Origin of the sequence: Venatorbacter sp. C2-1 (genome assembly GCF_022832715.1) — a bacterium.
Lineage (GTDB): Bacteria > Pseudomonadota > Gammaproteobacteria > Pseudomonadales > Oceanobacteraceae > Venatoribacter > Venatoribacter alkanivorans.
Genome location: NZ_CP094879.1, coordinates 1,351,377 through 1,372,550 on the forward strand (window position 1 = coordinate 1,351,377; position 21,174 = coordinate 1,372,550).

At 53.8% G+C, this 21,174-nt stretch carries 16 protein-coding genes; 8 read left to right on the forward strand and 8 right to left on the reverse strand.

Features of this window, described 5'->3' with window-relative positions; translation table 11 throughout:
* Positions 1-20 precede the first annotated feature (20 nt).
* Entirely contained in the window at positions 21-1,811 is a 1,791-nt protein-coding gene (locus MT343_RS06100; RefSeq protein ID WP_145469249.1) for an acyl-CoA dehydrogenase, read from the reverse strand.
* Between the two features lie 203 nt (positions 1,812-2,014).
* On the opposite strand from MT343_RS06100, the gene MT343_RS06105 reads away from it, so the two are divergent.
* From MT343_RS06105 to MT343_RS06115, 3 genes are all read left to right on the forward strand, one after another.
* Entirely contained in the window at positions 2,015-2,995 is a 981-nt protein-coding gene (locus tag MT343_RS06105) for a GlxA family transcriptional regulator (RefSeq protein WP_145469250.1), read from the forward strand.
* A 151-nt stretch (positions 2,996-3,146) separates the two neighbouring features.
* Positions 3,147-5,468, forward strand: a complete 2,322-nt coding sequence (locus MT343_RS06110; RefSeq protein WP_186435927.1) for a CCXG family PEP-CTERM protein — start codon at positions 3,147-3,149, stop codon at positions 5,466-5,468.
* A 24-nt stretch (positions 5,469-5,492) separates the two neighbouring features.
* Complete coding sequence (locus MT343_RS06115) at positions 5,493-6,011, forward strand: YbaN family protein (protein WP_145469252.1); 519 nt, start codon at positions 5,493-5,495, stop codon at positions 6,009-6,011.
* Between the two features lie 8 nt (positions 6,012-6,019).
* On the opposite strand, the gene MT343_RS06120 is transcribed toward MT343_RS06115, so the two are convergent.
* Complete coding sequence (locus MT343_RS06120) at positions 6,020-6,733, reverse strand: Crp/Fnr family transcriptional regulator (RefSeq protein ID WP_145469253.1); 714 nt, start codon at positions 6,731-6,733, stop codon at positions 6,020-6,022.
* Positions 6,734-6,813: 80 nt separating this feature from the next.
* On the opposite strand from MT343_RS06120, the gene MT343_RS06125 reads away from it, so the two are divergent.
* The 3 genes from MT343_RS06125 to MT343_RS06135 all read left to right on the forward strand — a co-directional run bounded on the left by MT343_RS06125 (position 6,814) and on the right by MT343_RS06135 (position 9,684).
* Positions 6,814-7,581: a class II aldolase/adducin family protein gene (locus MT343_RS06125; protein WP_145469254.1), complete on the forward strand. Its 768-nt coding sequence runs from the start codon at positions 6,814-6,816 to the stop codon at positions 7,579-7,581.
* A 135-nt stretch (positions 7,582-7,716) separates the two neighbouring features.
* Positions 7,717-8,622, forward strand: a complete 906-nt coding sequence (locus MT343_RS06130; protein WP_145469255.1) for an alpha/beta fold hydrolase — start codon at positions 7,717-7,719, stop codon at positions 8,620-8,622.
* A gap of 36 nt (positions 8,623-8,658) precedes the next feature.
* Complete coding sequence (locus MT343_RS06135; protein WP_145469256.1) at positions 8,659-9,684, forward strand: AraC family transcriptional regulator; 1,026 nt, start codon at positions 8,659-8,661, stop codon at positions 9,682-9,684.
* Positions 9,685-10,413: 729 nt separating this feature from the next.
* Here the strand turns inward: MT343_RS06135 and MT343_RS06140 are convergent.
* The 5 genes from MT343_RS06140 to MT343_RS06160 all read right to left on the reverse strand — a co-directional run bounded on the left by MT343_RS06140 (position 10,414) and on the right by MT343_RS06160 (position 18,279).
* Complete coding sequence (locus tag MT343_RS06140; RefSeq protein WP_145469257.1) at positions 10,414-12,477, reverse strand: alkyl/aryl-sulfatase; 2,064 nt, start codon at positions 12,475-12,477, stop codon at positions 10,414-10,416.
* A 149-nt stretch (positions 12,478-12,626) separates the two neighbouring features.
* Positions 12,627-13,874, reverse strand: coding sequence for an FtsX-like permease family protein (locus tag MT343_RS06145; RefSeq protein WP_145469258.1), 1,248 nt, complete (start codon positions 13,872-13,874; stop codon positions 12,627-12,629).
* Entirely contained in the window at positions 13,868-14,620 is a 753-nt protein-coding gene (locus tag MT343_RS06150; RefSeq protein ID WP_145469259.1) for an ABC transporter ATP-binding protein, read from the reverse strand. The genes MT343_RS06145 and MT343_RS06150 overlap by 7 nt, the downstream gene beginning before the upstream one ends.
* Positions 14,621-14,625: 5 nt before the next feature.
* Positions 14,626-16,752, reverse strand: a complete 2,127-nt coding sequence (locus MT343_RS06155; RefSeq protein ID WP_145469260.1) for a TonB-dependent receptor — start codon at positions 16,750-16,752, stop codon at positions 14,626-14,628.
* Positions 16,753-16,824: 72 nt separating this feature from the next.
* Positions 16,825-18,279 (reverse strand): hypothetical protein, encoded by a 1,455-nt coding sequence (locus MT343_RS06160; protein ID WP_145469261.1) that lies wholly within the window; start codon positions 18,277-18,279, stop codon positions 16,825-16,827.
* Between the two features lie 120 nt (positions 18,280-18,399).
* Here MT343_RS06160 and MT343_RS06165 point away from each other — a divergent pair, with 120 nt between their 5' ends.
* Positions 18,400-19,011: a DUF3299 domain-containing protein gene (locus MT343_RS06165; protein WP_145469262.1), complete on the forward strand. Its 612-nt coding sequence runs from the start codon at positions 18,400-18,402 to the stop codon at positions 19,009-19,011.
* Between the two features lie 22 nt (positions 19,012-19,033).
* Here the strand turns inward: MT343_RS06165 and zigA are convergent, their stop codons facing one another.
* Positions 19,034-20,272 (reverse strand): zinc metallochaperone GTPase ZigA, encoded by a 1,239-nt coding sequence (zigA, locus tag MT343_RS06170; protein WP_304650332.1) that lies wholly within the window; start codon positions 20,270-20,272, stop codon positions 19,034-19,036.
* A 221-nt stretch (positions 20,273-20,493) separates the two neighbouring features.
* On the opposite strand from zigA, the gene MT343_RS06175 reads away from it, so the two are divergent.
* On the forward strand, positions 20,494-21,171 hold the full coding sequence (locus MT343_RS06175; RefSeq protein ID WP_186435928.1) for a phosphatase PAP2 family protein: 678 nt from the start codon (positions 20,494-20,496) through the stop codon (positions 21,169-21,171).
* Positions 21,172-21,174 lie beyond the last annotated feature (3 nt).

Below are 21,174 nucleotides of genomic sequence, written 5' to 3' on the forward strand. Positions count from 1 at the left end.
TTGTCCTGTGCAGTTGCTGATTAAAACCAGTCCGGGTTCATGGTGGTGCAGGTATCGTCAAATCCGGCTAACAGTTTGGCCTGATGCTCAATTTCCGGCAGTTCCCAGCGGATAAAGTAGCGTGCCGCCTGCAGTTTGCCGGCGAGGAATTGCTGGTCGTCTTCTGCCGCCGAAGCGCCAAAGGTGTCGATAGCCTTGTCGGCCATTTCCAGCCACAGCCAGCCGATCACCATCTTGCCCATCATGTCGAGATACAGCGCCGAGTTGCCCAGCGCCGCACTGACCTGACCGCTCTGCAGGGCTTTGCCCAGCGCCATGGTGGTTTGCAGCAGGGTGTTCAGGTGTTTCTGATAGCTGGCGGTCAGCTCGCTGAGTTGCTCTTTACCCTGAGCGGATTTCAGCGTGGCCTGTACCCGCGCCATCAACAGCTGCTGGCCTTTGCCATTGTGCTGCCACAGTTTGCGACCGAGTAAATCCAGCGACTGAATACCGTGGGTGCCTTCATGAATCGGATTTAAGCGGTTGTCGCGGTAGCACTGCTCGACCGGATATTCGCGGGTATAACCGGCGCCGCCCAGAACCTGAATGGCTAGATCGTTGGCGCGCGGGCCGTAATACGACGGGAAGGATTTCACCACCGGCGTTAATAAGTCGAGCAGGATGCCGCTGTCGGCGTTTTCTCCGGCTTCCTGTTCATCCACTAAGCGTGCGGCCAGCAGACACAGCGCCAGCGACCCTTCAACGTAGGATTTCTGCGCCAGCAACATGCGTTTTACATCAGTGTGTTCAACGATATTCAGCGGTTTGCTGAGCGGATCTTTTTCCGCCGGAGAACGGCCCTGCGGACGGTTACGGGCGTAGTCGAGGGATTCCAGATAACCGCGGTAACCGATCATGGCGGCCCCCAAGCCAACGCCGATGCGCGCTTCGTTCATCATCTTGAACATGTACATCAGGCCCTTACCGGCTTCACCGATCAGGTAGCCGTGGCAGTCGTCTTTTTCGCCAAAGCTTAAAACGGTGGAGGTCGTGCCACGGTAGCCCATTTTGTGCAGCAGACCGGCCAGCTGCACATCGTTGCGTGGGCCCAGCGAACCATCGGCGCTGGTGTGGAATTTCGGCACGATAAACAACGAAATACCTTTAACACCCTGTGGCGCGCCCTGAATACGGGCCAGCACTAAGTGCACGATATTTTCGGTGATGTCCTGATCGCCGCCGGAGATATACATCTTCTGACCTTTAATGCGGTAGCTGCCGTCATCTGCTGGCAGGGCGCGGGTGGTCAGATCGCCCAGTGATGAGCCAACGTCCGGTTCGGTCAGCGCCATAGTGCCGGCAAAACGGCCGCTGAACATGTGCGGTAAAAAGGTGGCTTTCTGTTCATCGCTGCCAAAGGCATGGATCACATTGGCGGCGGCGCTGGTTAAGAAGGGGTAACCAGCGGTGGAAGGATTGGCCGACATAAAGTAAGCGTTGGCGGCCATATGCAGCAGTGATGGTAACTGCATGCCACCGTCCTCATAACGATGGCGGGCGCACAGCAGACCGGAATCGGCAAAGTGTTGCCAGGCTTCTTTTACTTCCGGGATGGTGCTGACTTTTTCACCGTCGAATTGTGGCTCGTGTTCGTCCGCTTTGGCGTTATGCGGGGCAAAGTAATCTTCGGCAATGCGGCTTGAGGTATTCAGAATGCCATCGAAGGTGGTGCGGTCGTGTTCACTGTAATGTGGCAGTTCGGTCAGCTGCTCAGCCTGAAATACCTGATACAGCAGAAATTCCAGATCTTTCTGATTAATAAGTTTCGACACGGTTTGGCTCCCCGCAGGGTTAATAGAAAGTGAATCATGAGTTCTATGACGTATTTCACCAGTATCAGGCTTGTCATGCCGCCGGATAATCGTCAATATAGCCACACTTGATGCTAATAGTGACATAAACCTGCCGTCAGCCTGATTTCGCAGATGACAGGTATCAGAGTGCAGTGCAGCAGAGACTTTAAAGGGGGCCATCCATGCTTAATGTAGTGATCGCGGGTTTTGATAAAGCCTTATCATCGGCCATGACCGGTGTCGCCGATCTTTTTGGTCTGGCAGGGGTAACCTGGAACCGCATTCAGGGACAGGAACTGGAGCGCCTGTTTAATGTGCGCATTGCCAGCCCGGATGGCGGCCCTATCCGCTGCATTAACGGCATTCAGCTGCTGGCACATATGAGTTACGACGATGTGCAGGATGTGGATGTGATTGTGGTGCCGACCATCGGTGGCCCGGTTGAGGATGTGATTGGTGTGAATCCACAGTTGCTGGCACTGCTGCGCCGCGCCGATGCTCACGGCTGGACCATTGCCGGTAATTGCACCGGTAATTTTTTACTGGCCGAATCCGGCATTCTCAACGGCAAAGTGGCCACCACTCATTGGGGTTTTAAAGATCTGTTTGAACAGCGTTACCCGCAGGTAGAACTTAAGGCTGATCAGCTGATTACCCGCCATGATCATATTTATTGTGCCGGTGGCGGTCTGGCCTGGTTTGATCTGGGGCTGCATATTATTGAGCGTAATTTTGGTTTTGAAACAGCCATTCAGACTGCCAAAGCCTTTGTGATCGACTATCGTCGTGACAGCCAGCTGTCGTATTCGCTGATGCGTTTATCAAAACCGCATAAAGATGATCTGGTAAAACAGGTTCAGGCCTGGCTGGAAGAACACTACGCCGGTAATTTTACCGTCGATGAACTGGCCGACCGTTTTAGTGTATCCAAGCGTACTCTTATCCGTCGCTTTAATGCGGCGCTGGATATGCCACCGAATACCTATGTGCAATCTATCCGTATCGAAGCGGCGCAGAAATTACTGGAAGAAACTGAACGTACTGTGGATGTGGTGATGAATGATGTCGGTTATGAAGACGCCAGTTCATTCCGGCGTTTATTCCGCAAAAAAACCGGCTTAACACCAACCGAATATCGCCGCCGTTTCAGCCGCCGTTTCTGATAACTGAACGCCTGTATATGCCGGACGTTACAACTGGTTACGGCTGAAAGGGAAATTCTGACAAATAAAGGCGATCATTGACAAAATCCGGCAGGGGTCGCAATCGGTCTTTTACAGTACAATGCGTGCATGTCAATGGAGGAAAAATACAATGCGCGGGTTGTTCTGGGTTTTACTGATGGTGGCAAACAGCAGTTATGCCGGACTGCTTTGCGACTGGCCTTACCGTACACAACTCAGTGTGCAGGAAAACTCGGGTACAACCCTGACCGATTACCAGGTATTGCTGACCATTAACAGCAGCAATCTGCATCCTGATTATCAATGGACCAGTAATGGTTACGATTTACGCATTATCGATAGCGATGATAATACTGCGCTGGATTTCTGGATTGACAGCTGGAATCAGGCCAGTAAAACCGCCAGTATCTGGGTTCGTTTTCCATCTCTGGTTGCCAGTCAGAACCGTTCTATCTATCTCTACTATGGTAATGCAGCAGCATCGAATCAGACGCAGGTTCCGCCCGTATTTACTTATCCGGGTATTAAATTTCATACCCGTCGGGTAACCGCCGACCCTTCGAGTAAAAACCAGGCTTTCAGTTTATTTAACGCCGCCAGTGATAATGTCAGTGGGTATGGTTGTAAATTTATTACTGATTTTACCAATATCAGTAACAGCAGCAGCTTCCCTGGTGGCCAGGATGGCAACTTTATTGCCTATTCCGAAAGCTATTTTCAGGTACGTGCTAATGAAGCCGGAACCTGGCGTTTTCGTTATGGTGCTGACTTTGGTCGTGGTGGCGGTTTATATGTGAATGGCACAAGGCTTGAAGAGCAATGGAATGCAAACTTATGGTGGAATAATAATTGGGGTAATACCAGTCAGACTCTTGAAGGCAGTATCAGCTTGTCGGAGGGCTACCATAAACTGGAAATTATTGGCGCCGAAGACTGTTGTGATGGTGGTATTACCGTACAGTTCCGTAAGCCTTGGGGGAGCTGGACAACTTTCCGCACCAGCGATATTGATATTCGCTCACGTTCTTGCCCGGTCGCTCTGCCAACGATTACCTTTGGTGCTCATGAAAGCTGCAGTGCGGATTTATCTGTTACCGCTACAGCTCCGGCGCTTTGGGTGCGTAACAGCCCCCGTGACTTGATCTTGTCTGTTGTCAACAATGGGCCGGATAACGCTCCGTCTGATACGGCTCTGACGCTTAATCTGGATTCTGGTTTATTGCTGGAGCAGGTACAGGGCAATAGCTGGTCGTGTTCCGGCAGCAGTGGCAGCATCAGCTGTGCTTATTCAGAGCTGGTGGGCAATGGGGATCATTATCCGGATTTGGTTCTGGGTATCAGTGCACAAAGCGGCTCAGCCAATAATGCCGGATTCAGTGCCACAGTTGACGGTAAAGCATATGATTTTAATACGGCGAATAATACGGTATCAGGCTCTGTTGCCGTACGTACATTGATTCTGCCAGCGGGACGCAGCTGTGCAGCCTCGTCCGGATTATGGACACGTTTTTTTAATACCCAGAGCAGCAGCGTTAATTACCCGACCAGCGCCAGCCAGTTTCAGACGATGGTGGATACCTTTGCCAACGAAACCTATCTGGATGGGCAAACCATATTCAGTCAGGTCGATGGCTCAGGCAATCCGTTTGATAACCGCGGTGATGAGTATTATCTGACGATTTTTGATGGTTATTTATATGTGCCGACTGATGGCGACTGGTGGCTGGCGCTGGATGGTGATGATGCGGTTGAACTGCGGCTGAACGATACAGTGCGCGTTAGCTGGTACGGTGCTCATGGGGCAAATAATGGCCCGAATACCAGCAATGATGTCCGTCTGGGTCTGGCCCGTGGTTATCATAAATTTGAATTCCGCCATCAGGAATATGCTGGTGGCGATGTGTACCGCGCCTACTGGAGCGGCACAACAACGGGAGCTTACCAGATTATTCCGGCAGCCAGTTTTTCGCAGTGCAGTGGCGTGTATGATCTGCAGCTGAACAGCACCGCGCAGGTGATTTCCGATCCGGTTAATGGCAGCAGTAATCCGAAAGCCATTCCTGGTGCTGTGATTGATTATTCGGTACGGGCCAGTAATGCCGGTACACTGAGTTCTGACCCGGACAGCACCGTGTTGGTACAGGCTATTGCCGCTGACTCAGAGTTTTATGTGGGGACCGACAGCACCATCAGCCCGGTTACTTTTGTTAATGGCAGCGGTAATAACCGTACCGGACTGACGTTTACTTTTGACAGTCTGAGCAGTACAACAGACAGTCTGGACTTCTCCAGTGATGGTGGTAACACCTTTGGCCATACACCTGTTGCAGGTGCCGATGGTTTTGATCCGGCGATTACTCATTTCCGTCTGATTCTGAATGGCAGTATGAATCCCACGCTGGGCAATCTTCAGCCATACTTCGATTATCAATACCGGGTACGTTTGCACTGATACGACAACTGACACAGGAAAAGCATGCAGGATAAACCGCAGCCATCCGTTCACACAGCGGATGCCACTCTGACAGACGCGGATGCAGAACTGCATTCGCAGCTGGCAGAAAAAAAAGCGATACGTCAGCCGCTGCTGCGGGCGCTGGTGCTTGGCTGCGGTTGGCTCAGTGTATTGCTGGGAGTGTTGGGGATTTTTCTGCCGTTGTTGCCGACAACGCCTTTCCTGTTGTTGGCCGCCGCCTGTTTTCTGCGGACATCACCACGTTTTTACTTATGGCTGATCCGGCATCCGAAGCTGGGCCGTTATGTGATTTATTACCTTGATGGTAAAGGTATTCCGCTGCGCGCCAAAATCTATACGCTGTTGCTGATGTGGAGCACCATGCTGCTGACGGCTTTTGTGCTGGTGGATCGCCTGCCGGTTAAAATTATTCTGCCTGCCATCGGTGCGCTGGTCAGTATTTATATTCTGCGTCAGCCAACGCTGGTGTTATCAGATACCCATCCTCATTCCGCTCCGCACTCTGAACAGCAGCGCTGACCGTCCGCTCAGCGCGGTACGCCAGCCGGGCCGGCAATTGTCTCCAGAGCGCCGCTGTCGAGAATATCAATGCGGTTATAGTGTGTGCTGATCCAGCCTGCGCTTACCCAGTGAGCCAGCACCCGCGCGACTGACTGCCGCGATACGCCCATCATTTCTGCCAGCGCCTGCTGCGACATCGAATGGCGGGTATCCATACGGTGTAACTGCAATAATTTACGCGCCAGCCGCGCCGGCATTGGCAGTAGGGTGGCTTCTTCAACCGCATCCATCAGCAGGCGCAAACGCTGGCATAAGTGTTTTGCCAGCGTCGGCCATAATTGCGGATAACGCTGCAGCAACGACTGAAAATCCGTTGCGGCGATCAGCAATAATTCGCTGTCTTCCATCGCACTGGTGTCGTGGGTGCGTGGTAGTCCATCGATCAGAGAAATTTCTCCGAACCAGTCGCCGGGTAAAAAATAGGCCAGTGTCAGTACTTTACCGTCATCGGTCAGGGTGCTGACGCCCAGCCGTCCGCTGATAACCCCCATATAGCCTTTCGCCAGATCGCCACGGGCGTGCACCTGCTGGCCTGTGCTCAGACGCAGAATGGTACTGGCACGGGCCAGTTGTTCCAGCTCCGCGTCCGGCAATTCGGCCAGCCAGCTTTGCCGCAGCAGTTGCAGACGCTGCTGTACGGAGGGTTCGGCGGGTGCGGATAACGGCGGATTGTCAGGCACAGGATTGTCCAAAAATTTACAGAGTTTGCCGCTCAGGCGGGGTATGTTGCTGGTGAGAATAATAACCAGAGGAGTTTAAGATGACCAAGCAAAACGCCGTCAGCGTCCGTGAACAGGTATCCGCCGAAGAATGGCAGATGCGGGTTGATCTGGCCGCCTGTTATAACCTGGTCGCCCATTATGGTTGGGACGACCTGATTTTTACCCATATCTCTGCCCGTGTTCCCGGTCCGGAGCATCATTTTCTGATTAACCCCTACGGAATGATGTTTGACGAAGTATCGGCGTCCAGTCTGGTTAAGGTGGATCTGCAGGGCAATAAAGTGATGCCGTCGGAATATGAAATTAACCCGGCCGGTTTCACCATTCACAGTGCGGTACACGAAGCCCGTGATGATGCTAAGTGCGTGATCCATTTACACACCAAAGAAGGTGTGGCGGTTTCGGCACAGAAAGATGGCCTGCTGGCAATATCCCAGCAATCGCTGTTTCCGTTGTCTGGCCTGAGCTACCACGAATACGAAGGCGTGGCATTAAATCCGGAAGAAAAAGTCCGCTTAGTAGCGGATCTGGGTGAAACCCGGTTTATGATTCTGCGTAATCACGGTTTACTGACCTGTGCTGATAACGTTGCCGATGCCTTTCTGAATATGTTTATTCTGCAGCGTGCCTGCGAAGTGCAGTTACTGGCGCAGTCCGGTGGCAGCGAATTAATTATGGTACCGGATGCCATTGTGGCCGGTATTAAACAAGCAGCACAGCAGGTCACCCGCAATGCCGGTGGCAAACTGGCATGGCCCGGATTATTGCGTAAACTGGAGCGTATTCAGGCACCTTATGCGCAGTAATATTGTGCGCAGTAAACCTGTGCGCTGAAAGGTTATCGCCAGGGTCTGTTTAATTGGTGTTAACAGGTCCTGAAACAAAGAGCAGGGCTTAAATTAAGCTCTGCTCTGTTTTTATAAGAATAAAAAAGGGTTTTTATGAGCGCCAACGCACCATCGTTAAACCAGTGGCAACAGCAGGGGAAACGTATTTCCTTGCTGGGTCAGGATATTTTCTACTGCACCGCCGGCGATGAAAAAAAACCAGCATTGCTGCTGATTCATGGTTTTCCTACCGCCTCCTGGGACTGGCGTTACCAGTGGCAGGCGCTGAGCGAGAACTATTTTGTAATCACGATGGATATGCTCGGTTTTGGCTTCAGTGGCAAACCGCAGAATGGTGATTACCGTATTGCCTTTCAGGCGGATTTACAGCAGGCCCTGCTTAAACATCTGAATATTCAGCAATACAGCATTCTGGCACACGATTATGGCGATACCGTGGCACAGGAATTACTGGCCCGTGATCTTGACCAGAATGGCACCAGTAACGGCAGCAAAAAAAGCAGCATAAGCGCCTGTATTTTATTAAATGGCGGGCTGTTTCCCGAAACCCACAAACCGGTGCTGGTACAGAAATTACTGATCAGTCCGCTGGGACCACTGTTTGCCCGTTTGTATTCTTATAAAAAACTGCAGAAAACCTTTGCTCATATCTGTGCAAAGCCACTCAGCGACGAAGAACTGCAGGGCTTCTGGACATTAATTTCACAGCAACAGGGGCTGCGGGTTTTTCATAAACTGATCCGTTATATGAGTGAGCGGCGACAATTCCGTGAGCGTTGGGTTGGCGCATTGCAGAACACCAGCGTACCTCTGGCGCTGATTAATGGCTCTGCCGATCCTATTTCCGGTGCGCATATGGTGGCCCGTTACCGTGAACTGGTGGGCGGGGAAAACATTGTGCAATTGCCGGGTATTGGTCATTATCCTCAACTGGAAGACAGCCAGACGGTATTGGCCGCTGTGCAGTCTTTTCTGGCCGGAGTTATGTCGTCCGGCTGATCACTGCGTATTAACAGGCCCCAATACAGGTTCGCCATGAATCAGCCTTCTTATTCCACTATTGCCGCCTGGGCGCTGGCCATCTGCAAAGCCCTGCAGGAATCCGGTCGCGACCCTGTGCCTTTGCTGCAGGACGTCGGCCTTAACCTGCAGGAGCTGGAGCAGCATCCCGACAGCCGTGTTGCCATTGCCACCATGACCGCGTTCTGGGACCGGGTGGAACAGATTACTGCGAATCCGGCTTTTGGCCTGGAAGTTTCACGTTATGTGCAGCCGATGCATTTTCGCGCCCTCGGTCTGCTGATGATCAGTTGCCAGAATATGCAGCAGGTGATCGAAAAAATCGGGCGCTATCACGCCATGATTTCCAACACCGTTAATATCCGCGTTATTCATCAGCCACACCGCATCGGTTTTGCCATTGATCCTCTGGCGGGAGTGCCGATCAGCGCCCTCGCCGTTGATGGTTTTTTTGCCACCATCGTTACCTTTGCCCGGCAATTAACCGGGCAGAATCTGCTGGTGCAGAATGTTGAATTAATGCGGTCTTTACCCGCAACAGGCAATGAGCGCTGGAGCACGTTTTTTCAGTGCCCGGTCAATTTTCAGCAGGCCACCAACTGTCTGTGGTTTGAGCGTGCTCAGCTGATAAAAATGGCATTGCCCGGCGATTCACAACTGGCCGCAGCCAACGAAGCACTGGTTGAACAATATCTGCAAAAAATGAATGCCCTTAACTGGCACGAGCGGATAAAAAACAGCATTCAGGCAGTGCTGGAACAGGGTGAACCGACGCTGGCCGATACCGCACAGGTATTTAATCTGAGCGAACGGACGCTGCGGCGTTATCTGCAACAGGAAGGCACCAGTTTCCGTCAGGTACTGGAAGAAGTTCGGCGTGAAATGGCGGTACATTACCTGCTACAGACAGCGGTGCCGGTAACGGATATAGCGTTACGGCTGGGCTTCAGTGACAGCAGTAATTTTAACCGCGCGTTTCAGCGCTGGTTTGAGCAGACGCCGGGGCAATACCGTAAGGAAAAGAAAAGCGTCGGATCTTAAAAAATGCCCCGCAGAGTGCTGCTGCTCCATTGCTTTAATGAATATTGTGGAAACAGCATTTTTTTAACATCCAGGCCCAATGCCTCCCAGGGGAACTTATCCCCTTGCCGGCGGGCCGACCCCAGCTTCGCGCTTTCTGGGCCGTCACCCTTAAAACCTTGATATTTACTGGCCGCGCGCCTCATCGGCCATCCATGGCCGGAGCCGCTTGTCCGCATCCCTGCGGACAGACCAGACATATCAGCGGTTTCTGCGGCGGCCCCAGAGGCGCAGAAAACCATCACCGTACTGCCGCTTTTCAGATCAAACGCATTTTTTAAATATCATGTCTCAAACACGGTTTCCGTTGAAATACGGCTGAGCGGATTGCTTAAACCGGCGATCGTGCGGCGCCAGTCAACAAGATGATTCTGCGGCCTTCAGAGCAAAACCCTGCCCCGGAACGATACAAATGCTTGGTGTTTTAAAGCGTCGTTCCGGGGCGAATTGTTTTGCGTGCCGCATAATCATTGCAGTTGGCTGGATGAAGCCGGACGCGCCGAAAAGAGAGGATCGTAAGGAGGTACCTCTCCTTACAGGGGGCCAGGGGCTTGCCCCGGAAAGGCGTTTCAGGTTGAAAAACAGTCGTCGATTATGGAGTGACACTCCAGGCTGTGGGACCGCAGTGCCCCGCAGAAAATCTATTCTGCGGGGCAAACGGACTATGCCGGGAGTGTATTTAAGAAGTCCTTAATCCGGCAACACAATCGCAAATGATGTTGCAGGCTTTTCAAACAGGCTGAAAAAACGCACCAGATCAATCTTGCTGCCATCAATGCTCAGGTCATCGGAAAACAGCGTGTCTTTTAACCCGGCCTCACCAATCAGCATGCTGATAAACAGCGGGTGAGTCAGGTTCAGGCTGGCGTTGATTTCGCCTTCCAGCGGCGTGTCTTTGCTAAGCAGACGGTGATGCAGCACGGCATTTTCAACCCACAGCAGATGGCTTTCATTCAGATCGGTAAAGTTAATTTTAATGCGCCAGTTTTTATCGGCGGCATCTTCTGCTTTTAAGCGTACAGCCAGAGTATCGAAGAAGTTGGCCACCGGTGTCTGCAGCAGCATATCTTTCATGGTGGCGATATTAATGCCGGTTTCTGGTGTGCCGGTACGTAATTCCAGTGCCGCGGTTAAATACACATCACGCCACGGACCGGATTCGGCCTGATAACCCAGCTGATCATAATTACGTGCCAGCAGTTTACGTGCCGCACTATTATCCGGTTCGGCAAACACCAGATGGTTGAGCAGCTCGGCACTCCAGCGGTAATTACCGGCATCAAACGCACTTTGTGCTTTTTCCAGCAGAGCACCTGCGCCTCCGGCGAGAGCAACATAACCGGCGGCCCGTTGCGGATCGGGCAGCGGATCAAGGTGGGCCGGGTTGGCGTCGTACCAGCCTAAATAGCCCTGATAAACAGCACGTGCATTGTGTTTTACCGTGCCGTAATAACCCCGGCTGGAAAAGGCCTGGGCGAGGGAATCGGGCAGGGCCAGATCTTCGGCAATTTCACCCGGTGTCATGCCCTGGTTCATACGGCGCACGGTCTGGTCGTGAATAAATTTATAGGTATCGCGCTGTTGTTTCAGGAAGGTCTGAATCCGCTCTTTGCCCCACATCGGCCAGTGATGGCTGGCAAAATAAATATCGGCATCGGCAAACAGGTTACGTGCTTCTTCAATATAGGCACTCCATTTCAGTGCATCGCGTACCTTGGCACCACGCAGGGTATAGAGGTTGTGCATATTGCGCGATACCACTTCGCCACCGCAGAAGGCTTTATATTGCGGTAAATAAAAGGTGAACTCGGCCGGTGCTTCGGATTCCGGCGTGTACTGGAACTGAAACTGAACACCGTCAATGGTCAGCTCGGTCGGGGTTTCACTGACCAGCTGATTGGGTTCAATAATACTGAATTCACCAAAGGCCGGGCTTTTACCTAAGCCGGAATCCACATGGCCAAATTCATCGCGGGCCAGATTTTTACCGTACATATACACCGCACGGCGGCTCATGGCGGTACCGGCAATAATATTTTCGCTGGTGGCTTCTTCCATAAATCCGGCCGGTGCAATCACCGGAATATTACCCTGCTCAATTTCCTGCTGGCTGATAATGCCGAGCACACCGCCAAAATGGTCGATATGGCTGTGGGTAAATAAAATGGCGCTGATATTCTGTTTACCCGGGTAACGTTCTGCCAGTTGTTGCATGGCAAAATTAAAGGCGGTGCGTGCAGTTTCTTTAGCGGTGATCGGGTCGATTACAATCCAGCCACTGTCACCTTTAATCAGCGTCATATTGGATAAATCGAAGCCACGCAGCTGATAAATGCCCGGCGTTACTTCAAATAAACCATGAATATTATTCAGCTGCGCCTGACGCCACAGACTGGGGTTGACGCTGTCGGGCGCATCGCCCTGGACAAAACCGTAGGCGGGCATATCCCAGACCTTTGTCGCCGGGTCGGCCAGCGAAGTAACCTGCAGGTTTTCCGGGCTGGCAATCAGGCCACGGCGGGCATCGTCAAAATCCTGCTGATCATTCAGGTTCAGTTGCTCTGCCACCTGACGGTTGGCGGCAATGGTGATGGCGGTAGCCGCGCGTTCGTCGCTGCTGATGCTGATCTGGTTATCGGACTGACCGCAGGCGCTCAGTAACAGACCGGCACTGAGCAGCAGTCCGGCGTTGAGACATTGCTGGCCACGGGGTTTGCGCAAGCGCAAAGCAGGGAAAGGAAGTTTGATTGTCATTATAAGCTCCTGTGCTGATCCCTCAGTGTAGGAGCCTGGGTGATGCGCTGCCGGTTCGCGCCGGTCAGTCACTTGTCTTTACTGACCACTCTGAAGTGGCCAGCCGGCTGATGTCGCCGGTTTAATGCTGGCGGTTTAATGCTCGCGGTTTAATGCTGAGTCGTTAACGACAAGCGGTAGGCCGACAGCGCCGGTAACAAGCCGGCGAGCAGTGCCAGGCCCAGACTGAGCGCAGCGTAGAACCAGACGTCCTGCAGGTTGAGCAGTGGTTCAATCAACAGGCCGTAATGTTCGGCCAGCAGCGGCTGGGCCAGCCACTGAGTAGCCGCGGCCATGCTCAGGGCCAGCAACCAGCTGAGCAGCGTCAGCAGTAATACCTCGGTTTCCAGCAGCACAAAGAGGTACAGCGGGCGGGCGCCGATAATACGCAGCAGGGCAATTTCCTGACGCCGTCCGGCCACGGTTACCTGCAGCATGGCCACCGAGCCGAGCAGGCTGGTGATTAACATCAGCAGGCTCAGCGCCTGCAGCAGTTGTTCGGCGTTACCCAGCAGTTGCCAGAATTCGCTCAGGGCGACGCCGGGAATCACCGCGGTTAATGGCTCCTGATGGGGCTGGTTTAAAACGTTCTGCAGCTGAAATAACAGCGGCCGTGAAGTCAGCCCAACAAAGAGGGCGGAGATCGCATCAGCCTCAGGCAGATCCTGCCAGCCGGCCTTTGCCAGACGCCTGGCCTGTTGCGGATCGTGCAGCGCTTCCAGTGTCTGCAGATGCACATGCAGCGAGCGGTCAACCGGCGTACCGGTCGGCTGCAGAATACCGGCGACGATAAATTCCACGTCTTTGTGTTGCATAAAGCTGTGGCCGTGGCTGCCATGGCTAAGGTGCAGATGATCGTCCGTTTGATAGCCACGCTCGCGCGCCACGGTGGCACCAATAAACACCTGCAGCGGTTCAGCAAAGTGCGGTTGCTGCAGATTGATTGCCGGCAGGGCGCTGCTTAATTGCAGCGCCTGCTGGCGGCCATAACGGAAGTGGCGGAAGTAGTCGTCGTTGGTGCCGATCACCGCATAGCCCTGATGGGAGTCGCCGAGCACGATGGGAAAGGTCCAGGCGGTTTGCGGTCGTTGTCCGATTTCATGCCAGCGCTCTGCCGACATCGCCTGAGTCGGCGTGCCCATGCGGAATACCGAATACAGCAACACCTGCAGCGGATGGCTGCGGGCGGCCACAATCAGGTCGGTGCCGCTGATACTGTTGCTGAAACTGCTGCGTAACTCGCTGCTTAAGCTGCGCGTCAGTAACAGGGTGGCGAGACTCAGGCTCATCGCCAGCACTATCAGCGCCACCGCCAGTTTACGCTGCAGCAGACTTTTAACGGCCAGACGCATCAGCATGGCAGCGGCTCCTTATCTGACTCCGGCGTTGCGCGCTGACCGGGCTTGCAGCTGGCAATATCCAGCACCCGGTCAAAATGTGGCTGCAGGCTGAGGTCGTGGCTGACCAGTAACAGGCTGGCGCCGCTGGCTGAACACTCCTGCAGCAGCAGGCGCATAAAGGCATCTTTGTTTGCACTATCCAGTGCCGAGGTCGGTTCGTCGGCGATGATCAGTGCCGGACGGTGTACCAGCGCGCGGGCAATGGCGGCGCGCTGCTGCTGGCCAACGCTCAGCCGCGCCACGGTCTGGTTCGTCTGAGCGCTCAGGTTCAGCTGTTGCAGCAGATAGCTCTGCCAGTCACGGTCATTGTGCTGCCCGGCAAAATTCTGCATCAGCTGCAGATTTTCGCTCACCGTCAGATAGGGCAGCAGGTTAAAGGTCTGGCTGATCACACCGGTTTTGCTGGCACGCAGGTGGTCGCGCTGACGTGCGCTCAGTTGCCACAGCGATTTACCGGCCAGCCATACCTCTCCGGTGCTGGGCTGACAGAGGCCGGCAATAATATTCAGCAGGGTCGATTTACCGCTGCCCGACGGGCCATGCAGAAAACAGCGCTCGCCGGTCTGTAATTGAAAATTGCGGATATCCAGCAGCGTTTCCGCCTGTCCGGATTGTGCGTCCGGCCAGGCGTGCAGCAGATGGCGGATTTCCAGCACCGGCTGTGCGGCTACAGGTTGATCTGCAGAAAGACCGGGGTTGCGCATGCTGATCAGAAGCTCCAGTTCAGCCCTAACTGCACATTGCGTCCGGCAAGCGGCGCAGCATGTTTCAGGTAGGACACATGATTAAGGGCGTATTGGTCGGTCAGGTTACTGGCGGCGAGGCGCCAGAGCAATTCGCTGTGCGCTAACAATTGGCGATAACTGAGGCTGGCGTTCAGCAGCGTATGGCCGTCGCTGGGGTCTTCGTTGGCGGCGGTGCGCTTCTGGCTGGCTGTTGCCTGTCCTTCCAGACGCATCAGCAGATGCCCGCTTTCCCGGTTGATGGCAAACAGGACACTGGCCGGTGGCGTACGTGGCAGATGATCACCGTTACGCAGACGCGCCTGAACCACATCGGCATTGATATCCAGATGCCAGAGTTCGTCAATGTTGTGCTGCCAGCTGAACTCCGCACCGAGAAAACGGGCATCGTCCTGCTCATGACGATACACATTATTATCGTGGAAGGGGTCGGTAAAATCTTTCAGCTCGTTGTAGATGTAATCCTGGAAACGGTAGTGGAACAGGGCGATTTTTACGCGGTCATGTTCGCTTTCACGCAGCCAGTTAATATCCACTGTCCAGGCGGTTTCCACGCTCAGGTCGGGATTATCGAGCTGGAACGAGAAGGTTGCATGATGGTCACCATTCCAGAACAGCTCGGCGGCATCCGGTGCGCGCTGTACCCGTGCCAGATTCAGTCCCAGACGCTGTTGCTCATCCAGCACCCAGGTGCCTGCTGCCGACAACGTCGCCGGATTGAAATTTTTGTCGTTGTAGTAGCTGCGTTGCTGGCGATAGTTGGGGTCAATCGGGTCCGGGTCTGAGCTGATACTGACAGAATCAAGGCGTGCTCCAAGTTCCAGCGTACCCTGTGCCCAATCTCGTTGTTCAACCAGAAACACACCGGTTTGCGTGGTTTCGTTCAGGGGCATTGGCGTTGAGTGGGAATGCAGAAAGCCGCCACGTTCACGGTTTAACAGGTTGAAGCCGGTTGCTCCATCCCAGGCGGTTGCCGCAAACGAAGGGATGCCGCTGCAGCCGCTGTGATTATGGCATAAGGCCAGTTTCTGATATTTCATCTGCAGGCCAAAGGTTCCCTGCCACTGGCCGAATGCCGCATGGCGGATACGGCTTTGCAGCTCCCGGCTTTCCTGCTCAAACAGGCCGATATCCACAGTGGCAGCACCGGGAATATCATTCCGGGCCCCGGTTTCTGCGTGTTCATAATCGTTGAATGACAGCTCGGTTCGCCATTCATCCAGCCAGCTGAAAGCGCCGGACGGGTCAGGACGCCAGGCACCTTTCAGATCGTAACGGACTTGCGTAGGCTTAACCCGGAAAGCTTCGCCATCGGTATTGGGCACACCGTAGTCATATTCCAGGGTGCTGATGCTGCCACCGATAAAGCCCCGGTTACCGTCGGCCCAGCTCAGGGCAACAGCACCTCCTGAGCCTTCGCTGTCACTGTTGGCGATGCGGCCACTGTTACTGGCGGCGGGTATATTGCCGCGCTCGCCGCTATGGTAATCAGCGGCACTGCGATGAAAACCGTCGAGATGCAGTGTCCAGTTGCCACGGCTTGTATCCATTAAGCCATCAGTGCTGTAACCGCTGTCGTTACTGCTGCCTTTAATATTCAGTCCGCCGCTCAGGCCTGAGCCTGGTTGTTCATGGATGCGGCGGTCAATCAGGTTAACCACGCCGCCAATGGCGCCACCACCGTACATCAGGGTGGCCGGACCGTAGATCACTTCAATCTGTTCTGCGGAGCTGGCTTCTGCCATGGGTGAGTGGTCGGAGCTCATGGCGGATAAGTCGGCACTGTCACTGCCATTCTGCAGGATTTTTACCCGGCTGCCGCTCATACCGCGAATAACCGGCCTGCCAACGCCGGGCCCAAACGAGGCGTTGGCAATACCTGGCGTGCTGTCGAGTAATGTACCGAGGGTGTCACCCGGGTTGTCGTTGATCGCGTCCTTATTAAGAACGGTCGCAGGTTGGGCAACATCATAGATTGAATTCTGTCCGGCACTGCTGACAACGACGGTATCAAGTTCGGCGGAATGAGCGAGTGCCTCAACGGACAGGCAAGCGGAAGTAAGACTTGTAATAACGAGAAACAGACGAGGCATAAAAAAGAACCTGAAACGTAAGGGCCAGCAGATGCTGGCCCGGGTTATCTGAGCAGGGGTTACGCAGAGTAATTAATGATCGTGATCATCATCCGCGTGCTCTTCCTCTGCTACATGAGCGAATACAGCGCTGAAGGCATTGTTCAGGTTGCTGTTGGCAGTCGTTGAGTGCAGGTGATAATCGTCTTCAGCACTATGGGTATCGACTTCGTACAGTGTGCCTGTTGCACTGTTTACAACCAGAAACTCAAAAGCACCGGCCAGCAGCTGAGCATTAGCTGTGTTCCAGATTGCTGCAGCGGCTCCCAGTTGCTCCCGTGTAGTTTCTCCGCTGGCTACCGGATTACTGCTCTCATCGACATCAAAGCGGCTCACGGCCAGCTTGCCGCTGTTACTCAGAAGAGCGATGGCATCGTCTTCGGTTGTTGTTGTCACCGCGATAATGTCACCGAAGTTTTCACCGGTAACGGACACTAAATCGCCACGGTGTGGATGATCGTTGTGCGCATTGACCAGCCACAGCTGACCGGCAGACCAGGCAGCAATAACACTGTGTTCATGGTTCGTTTTGGTTAAACCGGTAATGTTTTCGATAAAGCCGGTACTGCCTGTTGTTACTTCACCGACAGCACCTTCACGGCGGGTTTCGGTGGCAGGGTAGCGCTGGGTGACATGGAGGGTTTCACCGGCGCCTTGCGGATGGCCGTCAATGGTTACATAGCCGCTGATCAGCCAGCGCAAGGTGCCATCACCGCATAAAATAAGCGTGAAGTTTTCAGTCTGAGCAGTTTGTTCTACGCCATCGGCGCAGGTCATGGATTCTGCAAAGTAGCCACCGTCGTGCGGGCGTACCCAAATCAGACCATCGGTACCGGTTGTGCCGTCAGCATTAACCACGGTGATGTCGGTATTGGCCGGGGTTACAGCGTTAGCCGTAAAGGTCATGAACTGACCGCCCTGTAAAGCCAGGGCCGGGTAGACAAGGTTGTTGGGTAAATTCAGCCCGCTAACGACTTCGCCATCGGCGGCTTCCAGCAGCAGGCCGCTGCCATCATTTTTCAGCACAGAGAAATGATCCGTTGTGGCGACGACCTGAGCGACATCGGCAATATGGGCTGCGGTTAATGTTGCAACAGCATGAGCGTGAGCATCTTCACCGTGCATATGCTCCAGACCCGAACTGACAATGCTCAGATCACTGCCATTCAGCATGGCGAGGGTGACACCATCGTTAGACAGAACCAGCTGAGCATCGGCACCTGTGGCTACGGTGGTGGAGGTGAACTGCTCGCTTGCAACTGTCTGATCAAACATTTTCAGGGTGTCAGCAGAGCCGGACAGAGAGTAAATCAAACGACCACCTTCGGCGTGATCATGGTTATGATCGTTATCACTGCTGTCACTGCTGCTGTCGCCACCACAGGCGCTCAGGGTCAGGGCCAGCAAGGTGGTTAAGGCGGTGGTCGTTACCGGCTTAAGCAAATGGAGGTGACGGAAGCGTACCTGGGGTTGTGCTCGTAGGTTCATGCTGAATTCCTTATAGTCTGCGTCTTGTGTCAGTAACGTTGGCGCTGCCTGCTTGGCAAGGTGCGGCGCGCCAAAGAAATGATATGTTATATTATAACTTTAAGAATAGGAAACCCTGAGATGGCTGTTTTTCGTTCTCTGCTGTCGGGCAGTCGCCGGACTGCTGGCTTCTGGCTGCTGGTACTCGGCTATGCCGTTTGTTTTACAAGCGCGCAGGCCGCAGACCCGGTCTATCGCGAAATTGAATTTGCCGATTTGCTGCCGGATGAGGATTTTAAGGCGCTGTCGAATCCACCGGCTGAGCTGGCGGCGATTGCCGATGGCTCAGAAGAAGATCAGATTGATGCGGCGCTGGGACAGGGCGAAGCGGGGAAAAACCCGGATCAGCCACAGACTGACTGGCACCGGGCGTTGCAATCAACCAATATCCGCGCTGAATTTAACGGCCAGAAAGTCCGTATTCCGGGCTACATAGTCCCGCTGGAGTTTGATGACCAGCAGGTAGTCACCGAGTTCTTTCTGGTGCCTTACTACGGCGCCTGTATTCATCTGCCGCCACCACCACCGAATCAGCTGATTCTGGGCAAAAGCAGCGATGGGGTAATGCTGGAAACCATCTACGATCCGTTCTGGATTGAAGGCACGCTGCTGACGGAAGTGAATAAAAATGACGTTGCGACTTCGGCCTACCGCATGACGGTTGAGCAGATTATTCCGTATAAAATGCAGTAAGCCTGAGCCGTTGTGAGCGGGGTTACTCCCAGGCTGGGAATGGGTCGGGCAGTTGTTGCCAGAGCTCTTTCCCGGCCAGCAGTTCTTTATCGTTCAGCAGGCAGGCATCCAGCTGGGCTGTGACTTCCGCAGCGTCCAGCCCTTGCCCGATAAACACCAGCTCCTGGCGCATATCGCCAAAAGGCTCCACCCATTTTTCGCGGATATAGGCGAGGGACTCTTCATCCTGTGGCCAGCGCTCATCGGGTACGGCTTTCCAGAACATGCCGGCAAAACCATGGTGGGCAATACCGCCAGCCTGACTCCATTGACCGGCAAATTGCGGGCGGCTGGCCAGCCAGAAATAGCCTTTGGAGCGCAGCAGCTTGCCATCTGGCCAGTCCTGATGCAGAAAATCCCAGAATTTTTGCGGGTGAAAGGGTCTGCGCGCGCGGTAAACAAAACTGCCGATACCGTATTCTTCCGTTTCCGGATTATGCTCGCCGCGTAATTCCTGCAGCCAGCCCGGTGCCTGAGCGGCCTGATCAAAATCAAAACTGCCGGTGCCCAGTACTTTGTCCAGCGGCGCATTGCCTTTAACCATCGGGATCTGTTCAGCGCGTGGATTCAGACTGTGCAGAATGGCCTGCAGGCGCTGCAGTTGCTCCGCGCTGACCAGATCGGTTTTGCTGATCAACAGCTTGTCGCAGAACTCGATCTGATCAATCAGCAGGTCGCTGACACTGCGCTGGTCGTCTTCACCCAAGGATTCACCGCTTTCCTGCAATGAACGGGCAGCGTCAAAATCCTGCAGAAAATTCACCGCATCGACCACCGTGACCATCGTATCCAGGCGGGCAATATCCGACAGGCTGACGCCATCTTCATCGGCGAAGGTAAAGGTTTCAGCCACCGGCAGCGGCTCGGCGATGCCGGTGGATTCAATCACCAGATAATCAAAGCGCCCGGCTTCCGCCAGTTGGCGTACCTCAATTAACAGGTCTTCGCGCAGGGTGCAGCAAATGCAGCCGTTGCTCATCTCCACCAGTTTTTCTTCACCACGCTTCAGCTCAACTTCGTCTTTTACGAACGCAGCATCGATATTCACCTCGCTCATATCATTCACAATCACCGCCACCCGACGGTTATCGCGGTTATGCAGAATGTGATTGAGCAGGGTGGTTTTACCGGCACCGAGAAAGCCAGACAGCACGGTAACCGGCAGGCGGGTATCGGCCATCGCCGGAGTTGAATGGGTGGGGGAAGTCGCAGGAGCGTTCATTGAATCCTCGTACCGGGTTGCGTGAGTTATCACAATTAACATATGTTATAACGTAACATTTATGGTTTTGAGAAAGCAAGTAAGAAGAGAAGGGTGAGCCGCAAGTAACAGAAGGGCGCAGGAAGAACGCGCAAGAAAGCCTGGCAGGAGCTGGTCACTGGGCTGTTGGCATTAAAACCGTTATCCTTGCGCTCTTTATGTTTAACGCGGATTTAACCCACATGGCTTTTGCAAAACAGCACATCGATTGGATTTTATTTATTCTTCTGGCCGCTATTTTTGTCATTTTTCCGCAGATTGATCTGAGCGTCAGCCGCTGGTTTTACGACGCAGAACAAGGCCGCTGGCCGCTGGCCAATCACCCGGTCAGCGAGTCGGTGTATGCGCTATTTCGTTATGTGCCCTATGTGCTGGTGCCGGTATTACTGATTGCCGTTGCACTGACCTTTGTTAAAGGTGGTATTGCACAGGCGCAGCGTAAAGCCTGGGTATTTATTCTGGTGTCGTTGCTGGCGGGCCCCGGTATTCTGGTACACGGAGTGTTTAAAGAAGGTTTCGAGCGCGCACGGCCAAAACAGGTGCAGGAATTTGGTGGCCACAGTGGTTTTACTCCGGCCTTTGTGATTTCTGACCAGTGTGCAAAAAAATGTAAATCTTTCGTTAGCGGACATGCGGCGATGGGATTCTGGCTGATGGCTTTTGCCTGGGTCTTCCGTCGTCGCAGCTGGTTCTGGGCTGGTATGGCCGTGGGTATTGTGGTCAGCGCCGGGCGTATTGTGCAGGGCGGGCACTTTTTAAGTGATACGATTTTTGCCGGTTTTGTCTGCTATTTTACCTACCGGCTGATGAGCTACTGGATTCTGGGTTACAGCCGGATTCAGGACGATAAAAAAGCCTGAAAA

Coding starts and splice junctions, on each gene's coding strand:
- MT343_RS06105 (WP_145469250.1), top strand. CDS start 2,015: ATGCTTAATGTAGTGATCGCGGGTTTTGATAAAGCCTTATCATCGGCC.
- MT343_RS06110 (WP_186435927.1), top strand. CDS start 3,147: ATGCGCGGGTTGTTCTGGGTTTTACTGATGGTGGCAAACAGCAGTTAT.
- MT343_RS06115 (WP_145469252.1), top strand. CDS start 5,493: ATGCAGGATAAACCGCAGCCATCCGTTCACACAGCGGATGCCACTCTG.
- MT343_RS06125 (WP_145469254.1), top strand. CDS start 6,814: ATGACCAAGCAAAACGCCGTCAGCGTCCGTGAACAGGTATCCGCCGAA.
- MT343_RS06130 (WP_145469255.1), top strand. CDS start 7,717: ATGAGCGCCAACGCACCATCGTTAAACCAGTGGCAACAGCAGGGGAAA.
- MT343_RS06135 (WP_145469256.1), top strand. CDS start 8,659: ATGAATCAGCCTTCTTATTCCACTATTGCCGCCTGGGCGCTGGCCATC.
- MT343_RS06140 (WP_145469257.1), bottom strand. CDS start 12,477: ATGACAATCAAACTTCCTTTCCCTGCTTTGCGCTTGCGCAAACCCCGT.
- MT343_RS06145 (WP_145469258.1), bottom strand. CDS start 13,874: ATGCTGATGCGTCTGGCCGTTAAAAGTCTGCTGCAGCGTAAACTGGCG.
- MT343_RS06150 (WP_145469259.1), bottom strand. CDS start 14,620: ATGCGCAACCCCGGTCTTTCTGCAGATCAACCTGTAGCCGCACAGCCG.
- MT343_RS06155 (WP_145469260.1), bottom strand. CDS start 16,752: ATGCCTCGTCTGTTTCTCGTTATTACAAGTCTTACTTCCGCTTGCCTG.
- MT343_RS06160 (WP_145469261.1), bottom strand. CDS start 18,279: ATGAACCTACGAGCACAACCCCAGGTACGCTTCCGTCACCTCCATTTG.
- MT343_RS06165 (WP_145469262.1), top strand. CDS start 18,400: ATGGCTGTTTTTCGTTCTCTGCTGTCGGGCAGTCGCCGGACTGCTGGC.
- zigA (WP_304650332.1), bottom strand. CDS start 20,272: ATGAACGCTCCTGCGACTTCCCCCACCCATTCAACTCCGGCGATGGCC.
- MT343_RS06175 (WP_186435928.1), top strand. CDS start 20,494: ATGGCTTTTGCAAAACAGCACATCGATTGGATTTTATTTATTCTTCTG.